The following is a 21,610-nucleotide window of genomic DNA, read 5'->3' as shown; positions in this document are numbered from 1 at the left end:
CAGGCGCGCATTCTACAGCGCCCGGTGTATCTGTCAAGCGGTTATTTTAAGAAGTTTTTAAAGTTTCCTCTGCAACTTCAACCACTTGCGCTTCCGATCTCTCGTTAGCGGGAGGCGAATTCTACAGCGTTACTCGCTGCTGTCAACACCTCTTTTTGACCGCTTTCGATCGAGAAGATCGAATCGTTAACGGAGCCAGAAAAACCGCCCCACCAACTGCTTCCCAAGCTTCGATGACCTGAAGCCCTGCGTTGCCGAAAATCGTTTAACTCGTTGAAAATCAAGGAGTTTTCCGTTTCGACTGCGCCGGAAGTGGGGCGAATTATAGACGTCCAGAATTTTCCGTCAAGCACTAATTTTGGCTTTTATTCCGGCTTCAGCACGATACGCGCAAAAGCCTTCTTGCCAGCCTGACAGACATGGGTAGCGCCCAGCTTATATATGTAGGCGCGATCCACCACTTCACCATCGATGCGCACGCCGCCCGAACCAAGAAGATCTCGCGCTGCCGCAGCATTCTTGACCAAGCCTGCTTTATTAAGGACAGCCGCAATCGGCATATCCTCGGCCGCAGTCAATTCGATCTCAGGCAGATCATCCGGCAATTCGCCATCCTTCATGCGATTGCCCGCCGCACGATGAGCATTAGCCGCCGCCTCCTCACCATGGAAACGGGCGACAATCTCCTCAGCCAGCTTGATCTTGATGTCCCGCGGATTTGCCCCAGCCTCAACATCCGCACGGAATGCGTTGATCTCATCCATGGAACGGAAGCTGAGCAATTCGAAGTAACGCCACATAAGCACGTCAGGAATGGAAACCAGCTTGCCGTACATAACACCCGGCGCTTCCTGGATACCCACATAGTTACCCAACGACTTGGACATCTTCTTCACACCATCCAACCCCTCCAGCAAAGGCATGGTCAGAATGCACTGGGCTTCCTGACCATAACCACGCTGAAGCTCGCGCCCCATCAGCAGGTTGAACTTTTGATCCGTACCGCCGAGCTCGACGTCAGCACGCAACGCCACCGAGTCATAGCCCTGAACAAGCGGATAGAGGAATTCATGAATGGCGATCGGCTGACTGGTTTTATAGCGCTTGTCAAAATCATCGCGCTCGAGCATACGAGCCACGGTGTATTGGGAGGTCAGGCGAATGAAATCCGCCGGCCCCATCTGATCCATCCAGGTGGAGTTGAAAGCGACTTCGGTCTTGACCGGATCAAGAATCTTGAAGACCTGAGTCTTGTAGGTCTCGGCATTATCAAGAACCTGCTCGCGCGTCAGCGGTGGGCGCGTTGCGCTCTTACCACTCGGATCGCCGATCATCCCAGTGAAGTCACCTATCAGGAAGATGACCTGATGCCCCAGGTCCTGGAACTGACGCAGCTTATTAATAAGCACGGTATGACCCAGGTGCAGATCGGGTGCCGTCGGGTCGAAACCAGCCTTGATACGCAGCGGCTGCCCACGCTTGAGCTTTTCAATCAGCTCGGACTCGACCAACAACTCTTCTGCACCACGCTTGATCAGCGCTAGCTGCTCTTCAACCGACTTCATAACAGACCCGCAAGGCTCAGATTCAAAGGGACCCAACCATACAAGATCGCGCACCAAATACAAGGTTTGCCGGGTGCGCGGACACCAATCCACGGGCAGAGTGTCCGCGGGCTTGCTTCGCAGGTGATTTGGTTATATTTTATACAGTTATTTCATCTTCATCATGTCATTCATCTTTTCCAATTCATCTCTTCAAAAGTCAAATTACCTATGACCACAGAACCATCCAAAGCGCCGCCGCTTTACCCCAAGACCCACCTGCTCGCTGCAAGTGGTATTGCCGCCCTTCTTAGCCTGGCGCTCCTGGTGTTTCCCTCCAGCGATGTTGAAGCCAAAAAGACGACGCTAAGTCTCGAACTGGAAAGTCCTGCTGAACAACTGACACAAGATCAAGACGCTGCCGAAGCCGTCCAAGCCACAAACGAGGCCGCAGCCTCCCCCTTCGCGCAGATCGAAAACAACGCTGAAGACACGCCCGCGTCCGCCCAAGCGGAGCCTGCGATCGAAGAAAAGAAAGACCCGGGCCACCATGAGGTCATAGTTGCCAAAGGCGACACGCTCTCCACTCTCTTCGAAAAGGTTGGGCTGCCGTCGACCCTGGTCCACGAGATCCTGGCCAGCGACAAGAAGGCCAAACAGTTCGCTCGGCTCCAGAGGGGTCAGAAACTCGAGTTCGAACTCAGCCCAGACGGACAACTGACCAGCCTGCATACCAAACTAAGTGACCTGGAAAGCATCACCCTGAGCAAAAACGACAAGGGTTATGCGTTCAACCGCGTCATCACCAAACCAACCGTGCGCTCAGCCTATGCTCATGGCGTCATTAACAGCTCATTGTCGCAATCGGCCGCACGCGCCGGCCTTTCCCATAGCCTGACAATGGATATGGCCAGCGTGTTTGGCTACGACATCGACTTCGCTCAGGATATTCGTCAGGGCGACGAGTTCGACGTCATTTACGAACAGAAAATGGTCAACGGAAAAAGCGTCGGCAACGGCCCTATTCTTTCCGCCCGCTTCACCAATCGCGGCAAGACCTACACGGCGGTGCGCTACACCAACAAACAAGGCAACAGCAGCTATTACACTGCCGACGGCAACAGCATGCGCAAGGCATTTATCCGTACGCCGGTTGATTTCGCCCGCATCAGCTCAAGATTCTCCGTAGGCCGCAAACATCCCATCCTGAACAAGATCCGCGCCCATAAAGGCGTCGACTACGCAGCTCCCCGCGGCACCCCAATCAAGGCCGCCGGAGACGGCAAAGTGCTGTTGGCCGGACGCCGGGGTGGCTATGGCAACACCGTGATCATCCAGCACGGCAACACTTACCGTACGCTGTATGGCCATATGCAGGGCTTCGCCAAAGGCGTGAAAACCGGCGGCAGCGTCAAGCAAGGCCAGGTGATTGGCTATATTGGCACTACCGGTCTGTCCACCGGGCCGCATTTGCATTATGAATTCCAGGTCAACGGCGTCCACGTTGATCCGCTGGGCCAGAAGCTCCCCATGGCCGATCCGATTGCCAAGTCCGAGCGTTCACGCTTCCTGGCTCAGAGCCAACCCTTGATGGCTCGCATGGACCAGGAAAAAGCCACCATTCTCGCCTCAAGCAAGCGCTAAACCATGGCGCACTATATCGGCGTGATGTCTGGCACCAGCCTGGATGGACTGGATATCGCGCTGATCGAACTGACTCCGGCGATCAAGTTGATCGCCACGCACTACATCCCCATGCCCGCCTCCCTGCGCACCGAAATGCTCGAGTTATGCAGCAGCGGGCCCGATGAGATCGCTCGCTCAGCCATTGCCCAACAAAACTGGGTAAGGCTGGCTGCGCAGGGCGTCCACACCCTGCTCGACGCACAGAAGCTCAAACCTGAAGGTATCCGGGCAATCGGTAGTCATGGTCAGACCATTCGACACGAGCCGGCCCGTGGCTTTACCGTGCAGATCGGCAACCCCGCATTGTTGAGCGAATTGACCGGTATTGCCGTCGTCAGCGATTTTCGCAGTCGCGATGTTGCTGCTGGCGGACAAGGCGCCCCGCTGGTTCCTGCGTTTCACGAAGCACTGTTTGAAGAACGGGCCGGCAATCGTGCCGTGCTGAATATCGGCGGCTTCAGCAATCTCAGCCTGATAGAACCCGAAAAGCCGGTAGCCGGTTTCGATTGCGGCCCTGGCAACGTATTGCTGGACGCCTGGATACATCAGCAACGGGGCGAGCACTTTGATCGCGATGGTCTGTGGGCTGCCAGCGGAAAAGTCGAACCGGCTCTGCTAAAGGCTCTGCTTGGCGACCCTTTCTTTGTCACTCAAGGCCCTAAAAGCACAGGGCGCGAAGTGTTCAACCTGTCCTGGCTGACCCAGCACCTGTCGCACCTACCGGTCTTCGCCCCTGAAGACGTGCAGGCAACGCTACTCGAACTGACGGCCCTGACCATCGTCCACTCACTGCAGAATGCCCAGACCAACACTCAAGAGCTGCTGGTTTGCGGCGGCGGCGCGCACAACCGCACACTCATGAAACGGCTGGCCGACTTACTGCCAAACACCCAAGTCAGCAGCACGGCCACTTACGGTGTAGACCCGGATTGGGTCGAAGCCATGGCCTTTGCCTGGCTGGCCCATTGCTGCCTTGAAGGCATTTCAGCGAATCGCCCAAGTGTCACCGGCGCACGAGGTTTGCGCATACTCGGCGCAATCTATCCCGCCTGAATCCATTTTTCGCCGCACAGCAAAACGCCGCAGAGCCGTAAGGCGCTGCGGCGTTCTTATTTAAAGCCTCAGATCGAAAACGAAGAACCGCATCCACAGGTTGTGGTGGCGTTAGGGTTCTTGATGACGAAGCGCGACCCTTCCAGCCCTTCCTGATAATCCACCTCAGCACCCGCCAGGTACTGGAAGCTCATCGGATCGACCACGAGGCTGACACCTTCGCGTTCGACGATGGTGTCGTCATCAGCCACTTCCTCATCGAAAGTGAAGCCGTATTGAAAACCCGAACAACCGCCGCCCGTCACAAAAACGCGCAGCTTTAAACGATCATTCCCCTCCTCATCGACCAGGCTCTTCACCTTGTGCGCGGCACCGTGGGTGAATTGCAAAGCCGTGGGGGTGAAGGTTTCGACGCTCATGCTGAATATCTCCCGGCGCTTACGCCGCCATAATGCGTGATGACGCGCATTATCCGCTTCTCCTAGAAAATCGGTCAACTATTTGAGAGGCAGGCGCAAACTACACGTTATGAGCTGCAAGCCTGGCGCTTCAAGCTTGCAGCCTCAGATTGGAGTTAAGGCAACATCCCAGCGTGGGACAGACCCAGACGCTCATCCAGCCCGAACAGGATGTTCAAGTTCTGCACAGCCTGGCCGGACGCGCCTTTGACCAGGTTATCGATGACCGACAACACCACTACCAGATCGCCATCCTGTGGGCGATGCACCGCGATCCGGCAAACGTTCGCGCCGCGTACGCTACGAGTTTCAGGGTGGCTGCCAGCCGGCATCACATCGACGAACGGTTCGTTGGCGTAACGCTTCTCGAACAACGCTTGCAGGTCTACGGAACGGTCGACGACGGTTGCGTACAGCGTGGAGTGAATGCCCCGAATCATCGGCGTCAGGTGCGGCACAAAAGTCAGGCCGACATCCTTGCCTGCCGCGCGACGCAGCCCCTGGCGGATTTCCGGCAGATGACGGTGGCCTTTGACGGCATACGCCTTCATGCTTTCCGACGTCTCGGAGTACAACGAGCCGACACTGGCACCACGGCCGGCACCGCTGACACCCGACTTGCAGTCGGCGATCAGACGCGACGCATCAGCAAGCCCCGCCTCGAGCAGCGGCAGGAAACCCAGTTGCGTTGCCGTTGGATAGCAGCCCGGGACAGCGATCAACCGTGCCTGCCTGATTTTCTCGCGATTGACTTCCGGCAGGCCGTAGACCGCCTCGTCCAGCAGATCTGGCGCACCGTGTGGCTGACCGTACCATTTGGCCCACTCTTCAGCGTCCTGCAGACGGAAATCTGCCGACAGGTCGATGACCTTGGTCCCGGCGGCCAGCAGTTCGCCTGCCAGGGCATGGGCAACACCGTGAGGCGTGGCGAAGAACACCACATCACAGGCCCCGAGGGTCTTGATGTCCGGAACGCTGAACGCCAGGCCGTCGTAATGGCCCCGCAGGTTCGGATACATGTCGGCGACGGCCAGTCCAGCCTCGGATCGGGAGGTAATGACCACCACCTCAGCCTGCGGATGCTGTGCCAACAGACGCAGCAGTTCGACACCGGTGTAACCCGTGCCGCCGACGATACCGACCTTGACCATATACCTGCCCTCAACGAACCCACTGGAAAGCTGTCGATGATAGGGGCCGCGCGGCCCGGCGACAACCGCCAAGGTGACGTGTGGCCGCTCTAGCCTCTACTATCGAGCTACCGTGAATCTGGGAATACAAAAAAATGCTCTATCTATGGCTCAAAGCACTTCATATCATCAGCATGGTCTGCTGGTTCGCCGGCCTGTTCTACCTGCCTCGCCTGTTCGTCTATCACGCCCAAAGCGAAGACAGCGTCAGCAAAGAACGCTTCATCGTCATGGAGCGCAAGCTGTATCGCGGCATCATGGGGCCGGCGATGATCGCCACCCTCGTATTCGGCATCTGGCTGCTGAGTCTCAACGCCAGTGCCTACTTCACTCAAGGCGGCTGGATGCACGCCAAGCTGACCCTGGTGGTATTGCTGATCGGCTATCACCATATGTGCGGCGCGCAATTGAAGCGCTTCGCCCGTGGCGAAAACACCCGCAGCCATGTCTTTTATCGCTGGTTCAATGAAGTGCCGGTTCTGATATTGCTGGCTATCGTAATTCTGGTCGTGGTTCGGCCGTTCTAACTTTCAATCAGCACCACCTTATCCGGGGTACTTCCGATGTCGCTGCCCGCTCTGCTTGAACAACGTTTGCGCCTGCCCGTCGTGGCAGCGCCGATGTTTCTGATTTCCAATCCACAGCTGGTACTGGCCTGCTGCCGCAACGGAATCGTCGGCAGCTTTCCGGCGCTGAACCAGCGCGAAAGCAGTGGTTTCAAGGCTTGGCTGGAAGAAATCGAAGCGGGCCTGGCAACAATGGAAAACCCGGCACCCTATGCCGTGAACCTGATCGTCCATCATAGCAACCCACGGCTTCAGGCCGACCTGGCCATCTGCATCGAACATCAGGTGCCGATTGTCATCACTAGCCTGGGCGCCGTGAAAGAACTGGTGGATGCGGTTCACAGCTATGGTGGGCTGGTATTCCACGATGTCACCACGCGCCGTCATGCCGAGAAAGCTGCCCAAGCCGGTGTCGACGGTTTGATAGCGGTCGCCGCCGGCGCAGGTGGCCACGCCGGGACCTGGAGCCCTTTCTCACTGGTCGCCGAAATCCGCCAGTTCTTCGACAAAACCCTGCTGCTTGCGGGATGTCTGAACCACGGCCATCAGATTCTGGCCGCCCAACTGCTTGGCGCGGATTTGGCCTACTTCGGCACACGCTTTATCGGCACGACCGAAAGCCATGCGCCTGACGCTTATAAAGAGATGTTGCTCACATCCAGAGCCGCAGACATCGTGCATACTCCTGCGGTGTCTGGAGTGCCGGCCAGCTTCATGCGCCAAAGCCTGGAAAACGCCGGTTTCGACCTGGCCGCCCTGCAGGGCAAGGGCGAGGTGGATTTCGGTTCCAAACTCAAGCCACTGAACGACGAAGCCAAGGCCTGGAAAACCGTATGGTCCGCAGGCCAGGGCGTGGGTGAAATCCATGACCTGCCCAGCGTCGATCAGCTAGTGGCACGCCTGGATGAAGAATACCGGCAGGCGCTGGCCCGCGCGACACAACTCGGCGGCCAGTGGCCCCGCTGAAATCAACCGGATCAAAACCATTGCTTAACCTTATGAGACAAGGATGCCTGGCATGAGCGAAACCCGTTTCAATATCGTATTTGATGGAGCCCTGCTGCCGGGTGTCGAAACCACCACAGCCAAGCTCAACCTGGCTGAACTGTTCAAAAGCGATGTCAGTGCCATTGAGCGGTTGTTCAGCGGGCGCAAGGTGGCGCTTAAAAGCAACCTGTCCCAGGCCGAAGCGCAGAAGTACCTGGAGGCTCTCAACAAGAGCGGGATCGATGCGCGAATCGAAGCCGAACCTTCCCTCGAACTGAACCTGGACGAGGTACAGCATTCGCCGCCGTCGAACGGACGCCACCCGGACTCAATCATCGACTCGGTATCGCCCTACGCGCCACCCCGAGCCGAGGTGGGTGAAGCAATGGCCGAGTACAGCACGCTCAAGCCCTTCAGCTTCGATGGGCGCATCGGACGGCTGCGCTTCCTGGGCTGGACCATGGCCTTGACGCTGGTCATGCTGTTTGTGGTGGGCACAGCCTTTTCATTGGGCGTGACCTGGTTCCTCGCCTCCAGCTCCACAGCGGCAATGATCGTCGGCGGCCTGCTGGGACTGATCATCGCACTGGGCTTTGCTTATGTAAGCATCCAGTTCAGCGTCCAGCGCCTGCACGACCTGGGTTGGTCCGGGTGGTTGTGGCTGCTCAACCTGGTGCCGTTCGTGGGCAGTGTCTTCCCCTTCGTACTCATGGCCTTGCCCGGCAACACCGGCGCCAATCGCTATGGCCCCCCGCCGCCGCCCAACAGCACTGCGGTCAAGGTACTTTCGTCACTGTGGATTGTCATGATCGTGGTGGCTTTCCTTGCCGCAATGGCCGGTGCATTCAGCGGCATCACAGAGGAATACGACAGCAGTTCCTTGAGCAGCTATGAGAGCAGCGAGCTCATTGATGAAGACACTGCAGAACCAGCCGTCGAAGCAGCCGAGCCTGCTGCGCCTTCTGTAGACTATGAAGAGGAACAATAAGCGCGCTTCGTGCCGGTGACAGCTCAGTACACTGGTGACGGGCCGTTGCGATGGAGAACTGCATGACCCGTTACGCTCTGATCACTGGCGCCTCCAGTGGCATTGGCCTGGCAATGGCCGAAGCACTCGCCCGCCGCGGTCGCGACCTGATATTGGTGGCTCGACAGCGTGATCGGCTGGAAAGTATTGCAATCGAACTGACTCAGCGTTTTGGCGTGGAGGTGTTGTTCCGGGCCTGTGACCTGGGAGAACCGCTGAGGCTTTCAGGCTTTCTGCTCGAGCTGGAAGAAGGCGAGCGACAGATCGACCTGCTGGTCAATTGTGCCGGTATCGGCACCAGCGGGCCGTTCCTGGGCCAGGACTGGATGACCGAGCAGGACCTGATCGAAGTCAATATCCTCGCCTTGACGCGGCTCTGTCACTCGGTGGGCAACAGCATGGCGCTGCAGGGCGGTGGCCAGATCCTGAACGTTGCATCGATCGCCGCGTTCCAGCCTGGCCCCTGGATGAGCACCTATCACGCCAGCAAGGCTTACGTGCTGCATTTCTCCGAAGCCCTGCGGGTCGAGCTGAAAAAAAGCGCAATAAAGGTATCGGTGCTTTGCCCTGGCCCGACACGAACCGGCTTTTTCGCCCGGGCGCAGCTCAATGAACAGAAATTCAACGACAGTCAAACCCTGATGAGCCCGGAGGAAGTCGCGCTGTATGCCGTGCGCGCACTGGAAAAAAACCGGGCGATCATCATTCCTGGGCGCCGCAATCGCTGGCTGGCAGCGTTGCCGCGGCTGGGCCCGCGATGGCTGGTTCGCACGATTGCCGGCATGACCAACAAGGCCTGCTGCCCCCGCTGAATGCCTTTTCCCGTGAAAAACCGGGCTCGCCAATCGCGCCTTAAGTACACTCAAGCTCGACTAACCCAATGGAGAAACAGCTGTGGATACTCTGTTTACCAAGATCATCAACCGGGAGATTCCGGCCAAGATCATTTACGAAGATGATCAAGTTCTGGCGTTCCACGACATCGCCCCTCAAGCACCTGTGCATTTCCTGGTCATCCCAAAGAAACCGATCCGCACGCTCAATGATCTGACCGAAGAAGACAAAGGCTTGGCCGGGCATATCCTGTTCACTGCCCAGCGCCTGGCGCTTGAACTGGGCTGCGAAGAAGGTTTTCGTGTGGTGATGAACTGCAATGAACTTGGGGGACAGACCGTCTATCACATTCATATGCATGTGCTTGGGCAGCGCCAGATGAACTGGCCGCCGGGTTGATACCCTGACCCAACGCAAATCCTGAGCGGCCGATTGAGTTAAACTGGCCGCCGAGATTTTTCCCGGAGGTAAGCATGACTACCCAACGTCACTACTCACCGATTGACCGTCTACTGCTGCAAGCTGATACCGCGATGCGTACGCTGCTGCCCTTCAGTGGTCAGCCCTACCGTCCATCGCCGGCTATCGTGCAGCCAGACGTGCAAATGAGTGACGAGCAAACCCGCCATGTCGCTGGGCTGATGCGCATCAACCACACCGGTGAAGTCTGCGCCCAGGCGCTGTATCAGGGCCAGGCGCTGACGGCGAAGCTGCCCCAGGTACGTGAGGCGATGGAGCATGCCGCCGAGGAAGAAATCGACCATCTGGTCTGGTGCGAACAACGCATTCACCAACTGGGCAGCCATACCAGCGTCCTGAACCCGTTGTTTTATGGGATGTCATTTGGAATCGGCGCAGTGGCCGGGCTGATCAGCGACAAAGTCAGCCTCGGCTTTGTGGCGGCCACTGAACATCAGGTGTGCAAACACCTGAATGAGCACTTGGAGCAATTGCCGGCCGAGGACGAAAAGTCCCGGGCGATTCTCAAGCAGATGCGCGAGGATGAAGAGCAGCACGCCGAAAGTGCGCTTGAGGCCGGAGGGTTTCGTTTTCCAGCGCCGGTGAAGTTCGGCATGAGCCTGCTGGCCAAGGTCATGACCAAGAGCACCTATCGAATCTGATCGTGCAAGGGTGGCGAAGGGGTTATGCCCACGCCACAGCGTTGCAGGTCTGTGCGTTCATCCACGTTCTACAGAAACTAAAAAAGGCGACTCCCATGGGGAGCCGCCTTTTTTGTAGCTGAAACCTTCAGCGTGGCATGTTGCGCGCGTAGAAAATTTCCAGCATCTCGTGTTTCACACGGTCTTCCACCTGATCCCGCTGTTCAGCAGAAAGGTTGCTGGTAGCGTCCCCGAACAGGTAGTTATCAAGCTCGAAGTTCTTGAGCAGCATTTTGGTGTGGAACAGGTTTTCCTGATACACGTTCACGTCGGTCATCTGATACGCGTCGCGAGTGTCTTCGGAGAGATAGTTCTGAATCGAGTTGATCTCGTGATCAATAAAGTGCTTGTGGCCTTCAACGTCGCGGGTAAAGCCACGCACGCGATAATCCACCGTCACGATGTCCGAGTCGAACTGGTGAATCAGGAAATTGAGTGCCTTGAGCGGTGAAATGACGCCACAGGTCGACACGTCAATGTCCACACGGAACGTCGCAATGCCATCCACCGGGTGGATTTCCGGGTAGGTATGTACCGTAATGTGGCTCTTGTCGAGGTGGGCCAGGATGATTTCCGGCAATGGGCCCGGGGACTCTTCGATCTGGCTGTCGGTCGGTGTCACCGGTTCTTCCGAGATCAGAATGGTCACGCTGGCGCCTTGGGGTTCATAGTCCTGACTGGCGATGTTCAGGATGTTGGCACCAATGATATCGACAACTTCCGTGAGGATCTGCGTGAGGCGCTTGGCGTTGTACTCTTTATTGATGTACTCGACGTAGGCCTGCTGGTCCTGCGGGGTTTCCGCATAGCAGATGTCATAGATGTTGAAGCTCAAGGTCTTTGTCAGGTTATTGAACCCATGGAGCTTGAGTTTGCTTTTCACCGTTTGAAAACTCTCTATGTATTGCGGCCTGGCCGCGTGATCAAGCATGCCCGTCAGATGCGAACGACGCACCTGCGTAGGACGGTTAACACCTCTTCGCGATGGCGATTTTGGTTGTCTGTCCAGACAAGGGACCGGCCGGAGGACCGATCACTGCCCTGAAAAAAGTGGCGCATTATGCAGAGGTCGGCTTCTGATCGCCAGAGCTTGCACTGCTTTTATGATGGTTGGATGTCGATTCAACCCAATTCGATGATTTCATAATCGTGAGTGATTTCAACACCGGCGGCGCCGAGCATGATGGATGCCGAGCAATATTTCTCGGCTGACAGCTCAATGGCGCGCTTGACCTGGGCTTCCTTCAAGGCACGCCCCTTCACCACGAAATGCATGTGAATCTTGGTGAACACTTTCGGGTCTTCGGTGGCGCGCTCCGCTTCCAGGAAGGCTTCGCAACTTTCGACGGCCTGGCGCGATTTTTTAAGGATGCTGACCACGTCGAAGTTACTGCAGCCGCCCACGCCCAGCAGGAGCATTTCCATCGGCCTTACACCCAGGTTCCGACCTCCGGCTTCTGGCGGGCCATCCATGACGACCACATGACCGCTACCTGACTCACCGAGGAACATGGCTTCGCCAGCCCATTGGATGCGTGCCTTCATCGCCAAGACTCCACTGTCTGAAAAAAGGGTCGCCAGCTTAGCACAGCCCCCCGCCACGGCGGCTTCTGCCTTAGGACGCATGACAAATACGTGTAGGTAAATTCTCAAATCAATTAGGGACGCCTCTGTTAAGCTGGCGCCAATTAGCTGGCGTATGGCCAGCTATAGCGATTGCCAGTCGCGCCCCACAAAAAATCCAAATCAATACACCGCGCAGTCTTTCGGGATACAACCATGGTTGCCATTACTCCCACACCCAAGATCAAGAATCTCGACAAACTCTTGATGCATTGTCAGCGTCGCCGCTACCCGGCCAAGCACAACATCATCTGCGCGGGCGATCGCTCCGACACCCTGTCGTTCATCATCAAAGGGTCGGTCACGATCCTGATCGAGGATGATGACGGTCGCGAAATGATCATCGCCTATCTCAACGCCGGGGATTTCTTCGGCGAACTTGGATTGTTTGAACAGGCAGGCAAAGAACAGGAACGTAGCGCCTGGGTACGGGCCAAGGTCGAATGCGAGGTCGCGGAGATCAGCTATAGCAAGTTCCGGGAACTGTCGGTGCAGGATCCCGACATTCTTTACGTCCTCAGCGGACAAATCGCACAGCGCCTGCGCAACACTACCCGCAAGGTGGGCGACCTCGCCTTCTTCGACGTGACCGGTCGCGTCGCCCGCTGCTTGCTGGAACTGTGCAAGCAACCCGATGCCATGACCCACCCGGACGGCATGCAGATCAAGGTGACGCGCCAGGAAATCGGCCGGATTGTGGGTTGCTCGCGGGAGATGGTCGGTCGTGTGCTCAAGGATCTGGAAGAGCGCAACCTGGTCAGCGTCAAAGGCAAGACCATGGTGGTCTTTGGGACGCGCTAGGCGAGCAGCCTGGTCAGCAGTTCCCGGTACAGCGCCTCAAGCCGCTGCAACGCGTGAGGCGCCGGAAATTTTTCATGCAAGGCAATATGACTCTCGGCGCGCACTCCCTGCGCCAGGCCACAGGCTTCATTGAAACGATTGACCGCGGCAACCATCGATTCGCGTTCGTTCTCCAGCAACAGGGCTCCATGCACCAGACCCACCGGGCGTTGGCCGCCCTTGCTCTGACGCCAGCGCTGAGCAGTGCCGACCATTTTCCGGCCGTCGAGATTGACGTTGAATCGACCGTCGCAGAACGCACCCTCGACTTCACCCAACGAAGCCACCCCACCCAGCTCATCCAATAACTGGCAGATCGGATCACACAACCGGCGATAACCGGTTTCGATGCGGCCATGGTCGCCTTCACTACGCGGCGGAGCGTAAACCAGGGCGATATTGACGGTGGCGGCAGACTGCGGCACCGGCTCACCGCCGGTTTCGCGCAGCAGCACTGGCCAGTCGTGGGCCGCCGAGATTTGGCAGGCGTGTTCGAACCCCGGTAAACGACTCAAACGACGAGGCATGACCAGCGCGCGATCATTGGGCTGCCAGAACAACAAGCCGAACTCAGCGTCGCCTGCACAGATGCTGGCCAGCAAATCCTGTTCGGCTTGCAGTCCGGCTTCGACGGTCAGGGAAATCACCGGCGACATTGAATCAATCCAGCGTCGAACCGCTTATCGGAACGCCGCGTTCAGGGAAGAACAGACGTTGCAACTCGGTACCCGGATTTTCCGCGCGCATGAACGCTTCGCCCACCAGGAACGAATACACATCGCTGACTTCCATCAGCTCGACATCGGCTCGGTTCAGGATCCCGCTCTCGGTGATCACCAAGCGATCACGCGGAATACGCGGCAACAAATCCAGAGTCGTTTCCAGGCTGACTTCGAAAGTATGCAGGTTGCGGTTGTTCACCCCGACCAGCGGAGTATCGAGGGTCTTCAAGGCCCGCTCCAGCTCCTCGCCATCGTGGACCTCTACCAGGACATCCAGGCCCACGCCTTTGGCGACCGCCGCCAGCTCGGCCATTTTTACATCGTCCAGGGCGGACACAATCAACAGCACGCAATCTGCGCCCAGGGCTCGGGCTTCAACGATCTGGTAAGGATCGATCATGAAATCCTTGCGAATCACCGGCAGCTTGCACGCCTCCCGCGCCTGTTTGAGGTATTCATCGGCGCCCTGGAAAAAATCAATATCGGTCAGCACCGAAAGGCAAGTCGCACCGCCCTTCTCATAGCTCTTGGCGATGTCGGCGGGGACGAAGTGTTCACGAATCACGCCTTTGCTGGGGGAAGCCTTTTTAATTTCGGCAATCACCGCTGGCTGCTTTCTCTTGGCCTGATCGATCAGCGCCTTGGCAAAGCCACGCGGCGCATCCGCTGCCCGCGCCAAGGTTTCCAGCTCTGCCAGACTGACCCGAGCACTGCGTTCGGCAACCTCTTGAGCCTTGCGAGCCAGAATGTTTTCCAGAACCGTTGGCACACTCATCCTTCGTTCTCCACTTTGAATACGGCGGTAAATGCACCCAACTCTTCGAGTTTTTCCCTGGCAAGGCCGGTGTGCAACGCATCATGGGCCAGTTCCACGCCCTGCTTGAGGCTGCTGGCGTGATCCGCCGCATACAACGCGGCGCCCGCATTGAGCACGATCATCTCGGCGGCCTTCTGGCCATTTTCAGTCTTGCGGCGCCCCAAGGCATCGCGAATCAGCTCCAGCGACTGGGCCGGCCCATCCACCGCCAGCCCATGCAGGCTCTGGCTCTTCATGCCCAGGTCTTCAGGTTCGACCCAATACTCGCTGATCTGATCATTTTTTAATTCAGCCACGTACGTGGGTGCAGCCAGGCTGAATTCGTCCAGGCCATCCTTCGAATGGACCACCAGCACGTGCTTGCTGCCCAGACGTTGCAAGACCTCGGCCAGGGGCCGGCACAATGCCTGGCTGAACACACCGACCACTTGATGCTTCACACCGGCCGGATTCGTAAGCGGGCCGAGCATGTTGAACATCGTCCGCAGGCCCAGATCACGACGCGGCGCGGCGGCGTACTTCATGGCGCGGTGGTGGGTCTGGGCGAACATGAAACCGATGCCCACGTTATCGATGCAACGCGCCACCTGTACTGGCGTCAGGTTCAGGTAGATCCCGGCCGCCTCCAGCAGGTCGGCGCTGCCACTCTTGCCGGAGACCGCACGATTGCCATGCTTGGCAACGGTGCAACCGGCCGCGGCGACGACGAAGGCCGAGGCAGTGGAGACGTTGAAGATATTGGCGCCGTCACCGCCGGTGCCCACCACATCCACCACGCCATCCAGGGTCTTGAGTTCGACCTGGTCCGCCAGCTCGCGCATGACCGAAACCGCGCCGACGATCTCATCGATGCTCTCGCTCTTCATGCGCATGGCCATCATGAACGCGCCGATCTGCGCATCTGAGCATTGGCCGGTCATGATTTCGCGCATCACATCGCGCATTTCGTCGGTGCTCAGGTCGAGATGGCCGACGATACGGCTCAGGGCTGTCTTGATATCCATGAAAAGTCCTTAGCGCGTGCCGCCGGTTTGTTTGAGGAAGTTGGCGAACAGCTCGTGACCCTGTTCGGTGAGAATAGACTCGGGGTGAAATTGCACGCCTTCGATATTCAACGTTTTGTGACGAAGCCCCATGATTTCATCCACAGAGCCGTCCTCGAGCTGAGTCCAGGCGGTCAGTTCCAGACAATCTGGCAGGGTTTGGCGCTTGACGATCAGGGAGTGGTAGCGGGTGACGGTCAGCGGAAGATTCAGACCTTCGAACACGCCCTTGTTCTCGTGAAATACCGGGCTAGTCTTACCGTGCATGACTTGCCGGGCGCGCACCACGTCGCCGCCAAAGGCTTGGCCGATCGACTGGTGCCCCAGGCAGACACCCAGGATCGGCAGCTTGCCGGCGAAATACTTGATGGCTTCGATGGAAATGCCCGCTTCGGTCGGCGTGCAAGGACCGGGAGAGACCACGATGCGCTCGGGCTTGAGGGCTTCGATTTCGGCGATGGTCAGTTCGTCGTTGCGCACGACCTTGACCTCGGAGCCCAGCTCGCCCAGGTACTGCACAACGTTGTAGGTAAAAGAGTCGTAGTTATCGATCATCAGCAACATGGCGTAAGCAACCTATTGAATTCACTGACTTGAAATACAGCCTTCGGAGAGTGACCCGCGCGGTGTTGCGCTTGGCGAGGCGTGTGATGAGCCAGCGAAGCGACTTTCAAGCGGGTAAAGAAGGCAAATCGGTACAGGTCCGGCCAGGCCGGCAGAGAACGTTCAGGCGCGCCAACGCCAACGGGCGTGTGCCTTGATCAATTGATCCAGAAGTTTGCTGACAATCGACACAGGGGAAGTCTCGTTCATACGTTCCGGCACAGTAGCTTAGCTGGACGGTGCACGCAATATGACGACCCCCGAAGGGCTTTGAAACAATCGCGACGAGCCTGATGGATGGCAAAACGCCGGAAGTTTTTGGTACTGTCGTTTCGTTTTCTAACAACAATAAGATAAAAACGGACTTTCTCATGCTAAGAAAAACGTTGTTCGTACCAATGGCCGGCTGTCTGCTGGCAATGGCCTGCGCCCAGGCGAGCGCCGCGCCCAATCCCTACTCCAGCTTCATCGTGTTTGGCGACAGCCTCAACGATGCCGGCCAGTTTGCCGACCCGAACGGTCCGTCCGGGGCCACGCAACGCTTTACCAACCGCACCGGCCCGCTCTATCTCGACGGAAGCGGCGAATCCTATTCCCTCAATTCCACCCAACTGCTGGGCGGACGGTTGGGCTTTTCCGATGATGAAACCGCGGCATCCACCTCGGCGGTTCGTGCCAGCGAAGGCCAGGCCGATGGCAACAACTGGGCCGTGGGCGGGTATCGCACCGACCAGATCCTCGAGTCGATTACCGGCGTTTCCGACACTGGCGAACGCAGCCGTGACGGATACCTGCTGTCCAACGGCCTGCGTGCCGACCCGAACGCGCTGTACTACCTTTCCGGGGGCGGTAACGACTTCCTCCAGGGCCTGGTACTGACCCCCGCCCAGGCGAACGCCGCCGCGGACCGCCTGGCCGACAGTGTCCAGGTGCTGCAAACCGCCGGAGCCCGTTATGTGATGGTCTGGCTGCTGCCCGACCTGGGCCTGACCCCTGCGCTCAATGGCACGCCTTTGCAAGACGCCGTTTCGCAGCTCAGCAACCAGTTCAACCAGCAACTGGTCACGCGGCTGCAAGGCATTGATGCCGAAATCATTCCACTGAACGTTCCGCTACTGCTGCAGGAAAGTTTCGCCGATCCAGCACGATTCGGCCTCGCCACCGGCGAGAACCTCACCGCCACCTGCTTCAGCGGCAACGGCTGCACGGAAAACCCCACCTATGGCATCAACAGCGCGACGCCAGACCCCACCAAGCTGATCTATAACGACTCGGTCCACCCCACCGAGACCGGACAGCAACTGATCGCCGATTACGCCTTTTCCCTGCTCGCGGCGCCATGGGAGCTGACACTGCTGCCGGAAATGGCCCACTCGACCCTGCGCGCCCACCAGGATGAATTACGCAGCCAGTGGCAATCGGACTGGGAGAACTGGCAAGCCGTCGGCCAATGGCGGGCGATCGTCGCAGGCGGCGGCCAGCACCTGGACATCGACAGCCAAAACAGTGGCGCCAGCGCCGACGGCAGCGGCTACAGCCTGAACGTCGGTGGCAGCTATCGTCTCAACGAGGCTTGGCGCGTGGGTGTAGCCGCCGGTTTCTACCGCCAGGACATGGAGGCAGGCAGCGCCGATTCGGACTACAAACTCAACAGCTACCTGGCCACCGCTTTCGCCCAGTTCCAGCAGAACCGCTGGTGGGCCGATGCCGCGTTGACCGGCGGCAAGCTCGACTACGACAACCTGGAGCGCAAGTTCGACCTGGGCGTCAACCAGGCGCAAGAGAAAGGTGACACCGACGGTCACCTGTGGGCATTCAGCACGCGCCTGGGCTACGACATTGCCCAGCCGGGCAGTCAGTGGCACCTGTCACCGTTTATCAGCGCCGATTATGCGAAGGTGGAAGTCGACGGGTATTCAGAAAAGAGCAGCCGCTCCACCGCCCTGACTTTCGATGACCAGACCCGCGACTCGAAACGCTTGGGCATTGGCTTGCAAGGCAAATACAACTTCACCCGTCAGACCCAGGTGTATGGCGAATATGCCCACGAACGCGAGTACGAAGACGACACCCAAAAAGTGAACATCGCCCTCAACAGTCTGCCGGCCAATGATTTCACGCTTGAAGGCTATACGCCGCAGAGTCATTTGAATCGCCTGAGCCTGGGGGTCAGCCACAAGTTGACCAACGATCTGGCCCTGCGGGGCGGTTATACGCTGCGCAAGGACGATGACTTTACCCAGCAGGGCGTGAGTGTCGGGGTCAGTCTGGATTTCTGATCGAGATAACCCTGTGTGGGAGCGAGCCTGCTCGCGATGAGGCCGTCATGTTCGACACATGCATCGCCTCGCGAGCAGGCTCGCTCCCACAGTTGATCAGCTTCCATTCAGTCGCTTGGGGTCTGCTCGGCCAGCGCCACGGCACGGAACATTGCCCGGCGCTTGTTCAGGGTTTCTTCCCACTCCAGCACCGGCACCGAGTCGGCCACGATCCCGCCGCCGGCCTGCACGTGCAGCTCACCGTCCTTGATGACGGCGGTGCGGATGGCAATGGCAGTGTCCATGTTGCCGTTCCAGGCAAAATAGCCCACGGCCCCGCCGTACACCCCACGCTTGACCGGTTCCAGCTCGTCGATGATTTCCATGGCGCGGATTTTCGGGGCGCCAGACAACGTTCCCGCCGGCAGGATGGCCCGCAGGGCGTCCATCGCCGTCAGCCCGGCCTTCAACTGGCCCGTGACGTTGGAGACGATGTGCATCACGTTGGAATAACGCTCGATGACCATCTTTTCGGTGAGCTTCACCGAACCGACTTCCGAGACGCGCCCGGTGTCATTGCGGCCCAGGTCGATCAGCATCAGGTGCTCGGCGATTTCCTTGTCATCCGACAGCAGGTCCTCTTCCAGCGCCCGGTCGGCTTCCTCCGTGGCCCCACGAGGGCGGGTGCCAGCGATAGGCCGCACAGTGATCAGGTTGTCTTCGACCCGCACCAGCACTTCGGGTGAACTGCCCACAACATGGAAGTCACCGAAATTGAAGAAGTACATGTAAGGCGTCGGATTGAAACAGCGCAGCGCCCGGTACAGGTCGATGGGCGCAGCCTTGAAGTCGATGGACATCCGTTGCGACGGCACCACTTGCATGCAGTCGCCGGCCAGGATGTATTCCTTGATGGTATCGACGGCCCTTTCGTAATCGTTCTGAGTGAAACTGGAACGGAACACCGGGTCGGCCGCCGACTGTTTGCTGAAATCCAGGCCAGGACGCGGCGTGATCGGCTGCCGGAGTTTTTCCAGCAGCGCCTGAAGACTTTTCTGACCTTGCTCGTAGGCGTCTTCCCGGGACGGATCAGCCAGGACAATCGCGTGCATCTTGCCGGCGAGGTTATCGAAGACGACCACTGCGTCAGAGACCATCAGCAAAATGTCCGGCACGCCCAGCGGGTCCGGGTTCGGGCAGGTGCCCAGACGCTTTTCCACATAGCGTACGCAGTCGTAGCCGAAATAACCCACCAGGCCACCGTTGAACCGCGGCAGGCCGGGGATGGTAGGCACGTTGTAGCGAGCCTTGAAGGTTTCGACGAAGGCCAGCGGATCTTCGACCTCCAGGCTTTCGATCTCGACGCCGTCATGGGTCACGCTGACACGATGGTCATGGACCCGCAGCACCGTGCGGCACGGCAGGCCGATGATGGAATAACGGCCCCATTTCTCACCGCCCTGCACCGATTCGAGCAGGTATGAGTTGGGCTCATCGGCCAGTTTGAGGTAGATCGACAGCGGTGTGTCGAAGTCGGCCAGGGTTTCGCAGGCAAGCGGGATACGGTTGTAGCCGGCAGCGGCTAGACGCAGGAATTCTTCGCGGATCATGGTGTGCCTCGTGGCAGGAGGAGCTGACAGTCAGGTATGCAAACGCGCCGGATAACCGGCCAGGATCAGGTCAGGCGCGCCAACGCCAGCGGGCCAGGGCCTTCATGACTTTCATCCAGAGTTTGCGAGTGACCACCACGATGGCGTTTCCAGAAGAGGATTGAACAGCGTCGGGCAACGTTATCTCAGCGGCCGGGTCCAGGCAACCGGGAATTAACAGGCGCAAATCGTCGATCACCAGCGCGGGAAACTCTTCGGCGATCGGCCGGCCATGGTTGTAGCCGTAGCTCAGCGCCACACATTTGACCCCGGCGGCTTTCGCCGCCAACACATCGCTGCGCGAGTCGCCGACGAACAGCGATTGAGAGGCCGGGATGTTGGCCATTTTCATCACGAAAAACAGCGCGGCCGGGTCAGGTTTTTTCTGTGGCAGGGTATCGCCACCGATGATCCAGCGAAAATAACGACCGATTTTCATCTGATCCAGCAGCGGCGCGACAAAGCGCTCCGGCTTGTTGGTGATCAGGGCCATTTCAACGCCTTGCTTGTGCAGCCACTTGAGGGTGGAACGCACACCGGGGTAGACGACCGTCAGTTCGTGATTGCCTTCATAGGCTTCGTTGAACAACTCCAGCGCCCGCTCGGCCTCGGCGTCATCGACGCCCTGGGCATCGATATGGTTGGCCAGGGCCCGCCGCACCAGCATGGGCGCGCCGTTGCCGACCCAGTGGCGCACGGCGTCAATTCCGGCGGCCGGGCGACCGAGCTTGAGCAGCATGTTGTCCACGGCCGCCGCCAGGTCCGGCACCGAGTCGACCAGCGTGCCGTCGAGGTCGAACATCACCAGACGCGGCAGGCTGCCGGGGAACAGCTGCTCAAAGCCGCTCATAGACGGGCCAGGGCCAGTTCGGCACGCATCTTTTCAATGACCTCTTTGTAGTCCGGCGCATTGAAAATGGCCGAGCCTGCGACAAAGGTGTCGGCACCGGCCTCTGCGATTTCGCGGATGTTATTGACGTTCACGCCACCGTCGATCTCCAGGCGGATATCACGGCCCGATGCCTTGATCAGCGCGCGGGCTTCACGCAGCTTGTCGAGTGTGCCAGGAATGAACTTCTGCCCGCCGAAGCCGGGGTTGACGCTCATCAGCAGGATCATGTCGACCTTGTCCATCACGTACTTGAGCACGTCCAGGGGCGTGGCCGGGTTGAACACCAGGCCGGCCTTGCATCCGCCTTCGCGAATCAACTGCAGGGAGCGGTCGATGTGCTGGGTGGCTTCGGGGTGGAAGGTGATGTAGGTGGCACCGGCCTCGATGAAGTCGCCGACGATGCGATCCACCGGGCTGACCATCAGGTGCGCGTCGATCGGCGCCGTGACGCCGTACTTGCGCAGCGCTGCGCAGACCATCGGGCCGATGGTCAGGTTGGGTACGTAATGGTTGTCCATGACATCGAAGTGCACGATGTCGGCGCCGGCGGCCAGAACGTTGTCCACTTCCTCGCCCAGGCGGGCGAAGTCGGCGGAGAGAATCGACGGAGCAATAGCGAAGGGCTGCATGACGCACCTGTTTTGAGCGAAATCACGAT

Annotated in this window: 22 protein-coding genes; 10 read left to right on the top strand and 12 right to left on the bottom strand. The window is 58.6% G+C overall.

Going from position 1 to position 21,610, the window contains the following annotated elements; all coding sequences use genetic code 11:
• Positions 1–365: 365 nt before the first annotated feature.
• On the bottom strand, positions 366–1,565 hold the full coding sequence (gene tyrS, locus PSEUDOMOFG3G_RS27930; protein WP_139049039.1) for a tyrosine--tRNA ligase: 1,200 nt from the start codon (positions 1,563–1,565) through the stop codon (positions 366–368).
• 210 nt (positions 1,566–1,775) lie between these two features.
• Between tyrS and PSEUDOMOFG3G_RS27925 the strand changes: the two genes are divergently transcribed.
• Together PSEUDOMOFG3G_RS27925 and PSEUDOMOFG3G_RS27920 are read left to right on the top strand one after the other, a co-directional pair.
• Positions 1,776–3,188, top strand: coding sequence for a peptidoglycan DD-metalloendopeptidase family protein (locus PSEUDOMOFG3G_RS27925; protein WP_139049038.1), 1,413 nt, complete (start codon positions 1,776–1,778; stop codon positions 3,186–3,188).
• A 3-nt stretch (positions 3,189–3,191) separates the two neighbouring features.
• Positions 3,192–4,283 carry an anhydro-N-acetylmuramic acid kinase gene (locus tag PSEUDOMOFG3G_RS27920; RefSeq protein WP_047228041.1) on the top strand — a complete coding sequence of 364 codons (1,092 nt, stop codon included), beginning with the start codon at positions 3,192–3,194 and terminating at the stop codon, positions 4,281–4,283.
• Between the two features lie 68 nt (positions 4,284–4,351).
• On the opposite strand, the gene erpA is transcribed toward PSEUDOMOFG3G_RS27920, so the two are convergent.
• Positions 4,352–4,702 carry an iron-sulfur cluster insertion protein ErpA gene (gene erpA / locus PSEUDOMOFG3G_RS27915; RefSeq protein ID WP_003206114.1) on the bottom strand — a complete coding sequence of 117 codons (351 nt, stop codon included), beginning with the start codon at positions 4,700–4,702 and terminating at the stop codon, positions 4,352–4,354.
• Positions 4,703–4,857: 155 nt separating this feature from the next.
• The gene (gene argC / locus PSEUDOMOFG3G_RS27910; protein WP_047228042.1) at positions 4,858–5,892 is read right to left on the bottom strand and encodes an N-acetyl-gamma-glutamyl-phosphate reductase; all 1,035 of its coding nucleotides are present in this window, start codon (positions 5,890–5,892) and stop codon (positions 4,858–4,860) included.
• Positions 5,893–6,026: 134 nt separating this feature from the next.
• On the opposite strand from argC, the gene hemJ reads away from it, so the two are divergent.
• From hemJ to coq7, 6 genes are all read left to right on the top strand, one after another.
• On the top strand, positions 6,027–6,458 hold the full coding sequence (gene hemJ / locus PSEUDOMOFG3G_RS27905; RefSeq protein WP_047228043.1) for a protoporphyrinogen oxidase HemJ: 432 nt from the start codon (positions 6,027–6,029) through the stop codon (positions 6,456–6,458).
• A 36-nt stretch (positions 6,459–6,494) separates the two neighbouring features.
• A complete protein-coding gene (locus PSEUDOMOFG3G_RS27900; protein ID WP_107322991.1) occupies positions 6,495–7,463 on the top strand; it encodes a nitronate monooxygenase family protein in 969 nt (322 codons plus the stop codon).
• Positions 7,464–7,515: 52 nt separating this feature from the next.
• Positions 7,516–8,472 (top strand): DUF805 domain-containing protein, encoded by a 957-nt coding sequence (locus PSEUDOMOFG3G_RS27895; protein WP_139049037.1) that lies wholly within the window; start codon positions 7,516–7,518, stop codon positions 8,470–8,472.
• Between the two features lie 62 nt (positions 8,473–8,534).
• A complete protein-coding gene (locus tag PSEUDOMOFG3G_RS27890; RefSeq protein WP_047228046.1) occupies positions 8,535–9,323 on the top strand; it encodes an SDR family oxidoreductase in 789 nt (262 codons plus the stop codon).
• Positions 9,324–9,405: 82 nt separating this feature from the next.
• Positions 9,406–9,744, top strand: coding sequence for a histidine triad nucleotide-binding protein (locus PSEUDOMOFG3G_RS27885; RefSeq protein WP_003316306.1), 339 nt, complete (start codon positions 9,406–9,408; stop codon positions 9,742–9,744).
• A gap of 74 nt (positions 9,745–9,818) precedes the next feature.
• Positions 9,819–10,466 carry a 2-polyprenyl-3-methyl-6-methoxy-1,4-benzoquinone monooxygenase gene (coq7, locus tag PSEUDOMOFG3G_RS27880; protein WP_047228047.1) on the top strand — a complete coding sequence of 216 codons (648 nt, stop codon included), beginning with the start codon at positions 9,819–9,821 and terminating at the stop codon, positions 10,464–10,466.
• A gap of 127 nt (positions 10,467–10,593) precedes the next feature.
• Here the strand turns inward: coq7 and speD are convergent, their stop codons facing one another.
• Positions 10,594–11,388: an adenosylmethionine decarboxylase gene (gene speD / locus PSEUDOMOFG3G_RS27875; RefSeq protein ID WP_047228048.1), complete on the bottom strand. Its 795-nt coding sequence runs from the start codon at positions 11,386–11,388 to the stop codon at positions 10,594–10,596.
• 239 nt (positions 11,389–11,627) lie between these two features.
• Positions 11,628–12,050: an OsmC family protein gene (locus PSEUDOMOFG3G_RS27870; RefSeq protein ID WP_003206127.1), complete on the bottom strand. Its 423-nt coding sequence runs from the start codon at positions 12,048–12,050 to the stop codon at positions 11,628–11,630.
• A gap of 234 nt (positions 12,051–12,284) precedes the next feature.
• Here PSEUDOMOFG3G_RS27870 and crp point away from each other — a divergent pair, with 234 nt between their 5' ends.
• The gene (gene crp, locus PSEUDOMOFG3G_RS27865; RefSeq protein ID WP_047228049.1) at positions 12,285–12,929 is read left to right on the top strand and encodes a cAMP-activated global transcriptional regulator CRP; all 645 of its coding nucleotides are present in this window, start codon (positions 12,285–12,287) and stop codon (positions 12,927–12,929) included.
• On the opposite strand, the gene PSEUDOMOFG3G_RS27860 is transcribed toward crp, so the two are convergent.
• Genes PSEUDOMOFG3G_RS27860 through PSEUDOMOFG3G_RS27845 form a run of 4 tightly spaced genes read right to left on the bottom strand, consistent with a single transcriptional unit; the run spans position 12,926 to position 16,114 of the window.
• Positions 12,926–13,624 carry a lipoate--protein ligase family protein gene (locus tag PSEUDOMOFG3G_RS27860; RefSeq protein ID WP_139049036.1) on the bottom strand — a complete coding sequence of 233 codons (699 nt, stop codon included), beginning with the start codon at positions 13,622–13,624 and terminating at the stop codon, positions 12,926–12,928. The genes crp and PSEUDOMOFG3G_RS27860 overlap by 4 nt on opposite strands.
• 4 nt (positions 13,625–13,628) lie before the next feature.
• Positions 13,629–14,465: an indole-3-glycerol phosphate synthase TrpC gene (gene trpC / locus PSEUDOMOFG3G_RS27855; protein ID WP_047228051.1), complete on the bottom strand. Its 837-nt coding sequence runs from the start codon at positions 14,463–14,465 to the stop codon at positions 13,629–13,631.
• Positions 14,462–15,511: an anthranilate phosphoribosyltransferase gene (trpD, locus tag PSEUDOMOFG3G_RS27850; RefSeq protein WP_092400967.1), complete on the bottom strand. Its 1,050-nt coding sequence runs from the start codon at positions 15,509–15,511 to the stop codon at positions 14,462–14,464. The genes trpC and trpD overlap by 4 nt, the downstream gene beginning before the upstream one ends.
• Before the next feature lie 9 nt (positions 15,512–15,520).
• On the bottom strand, positions 15,521–16,114 hold the full coding sequence (locus PSEUDOMOFG3G_RS27845) for an aminodeoxychorismate/anthranilate synthase component II (RefSeq protein ID WP_047228053.1): 594 nt from the start codon (positions 16,112–16,114) through the stop codon (positions 15,521–15,523).
• 410 nt (positions 16,115–16,524) lie between these two features.
• On the opposite strand from PSEUDOMOFG3G_RS27845, the gene estP reads away from it, so the two are divergent.
• Positions 16,525–18,432, top strand: coding sequence for an esterase EstP (gene estP, locus PSEUDOMOFG3G_RS27840; RefSeq protein ID WP_139049035.1), 1,908 nt, complete (start codon positions 16,525–16,527; stop codon positions 18,430–18,432).
• Positions 18,433–18,539: 107 nt separating this feature from the next.
• Here estP and trpE read toward each other — a convergent pair whose 3' ends face one another.
• The 3 genes from trpE to rpe all read right to left on the bottom strand — a co-directional run bounded on the left by trpE (position 18,540) and on the right by rpe (position 21,581).
• Positions 18,540–20,021: an anthranilate synthase component I gene (gene trpE, locus PSEUDOMOFG3G_RS27835; RefSeq protein ID WP_047228055.1), complete on the bottom strand. Its 1,482-nt coding sequence runs from the start codon at positions 20,019–20,021 to the stop codon at positions 18,540–18,542.
• 70 nt (positions 20,022–20,091) lie between these two features.
• Positions 20,092–20,910, bottom strand: a complete 819-nt coding sequence (locus PSEUDOMOFG3G_RS27830; protein ID WP_047228056.1) for a phosphoglycolate phosphatase — start codon at positions 20,908–20,910, stop codon at positions 20,092–20,094.
• A complete protein-coding gene (rpe, locus tag PSEUDOMOFG3G_RS27825) occupies positions 20,907–21,581 on the bottom strand; it encodes a ribulose-phosphate 3-epimerase (protein ID WP_047228057.1) in 675 nt (224 codons plus the stop codon). Before rpe ends, PSEUDOMOFG3G_RS27830 begins: the two co-directional genes overlap by 4 nt.
• Positions 21,582–21,610 lie beyond the last annotated feature (29 nt).

This window comes from Pseudomonas sp. FG-3G, assembly GCF_901007645.1.
In the GTDB taxonomy this organism is placed as follows: Bacteria; Pseudomonadota; Gammaproteobacteria; order Pseudomonadales; family Pseudomonadaceae; genus Aquipseudomonas; species Aquipseudomonas rhizophila.
Note: the sequence above shows the minus strand (reverse complement) of the source record. Positions and strands in the feature narration are given on the sequence as shown.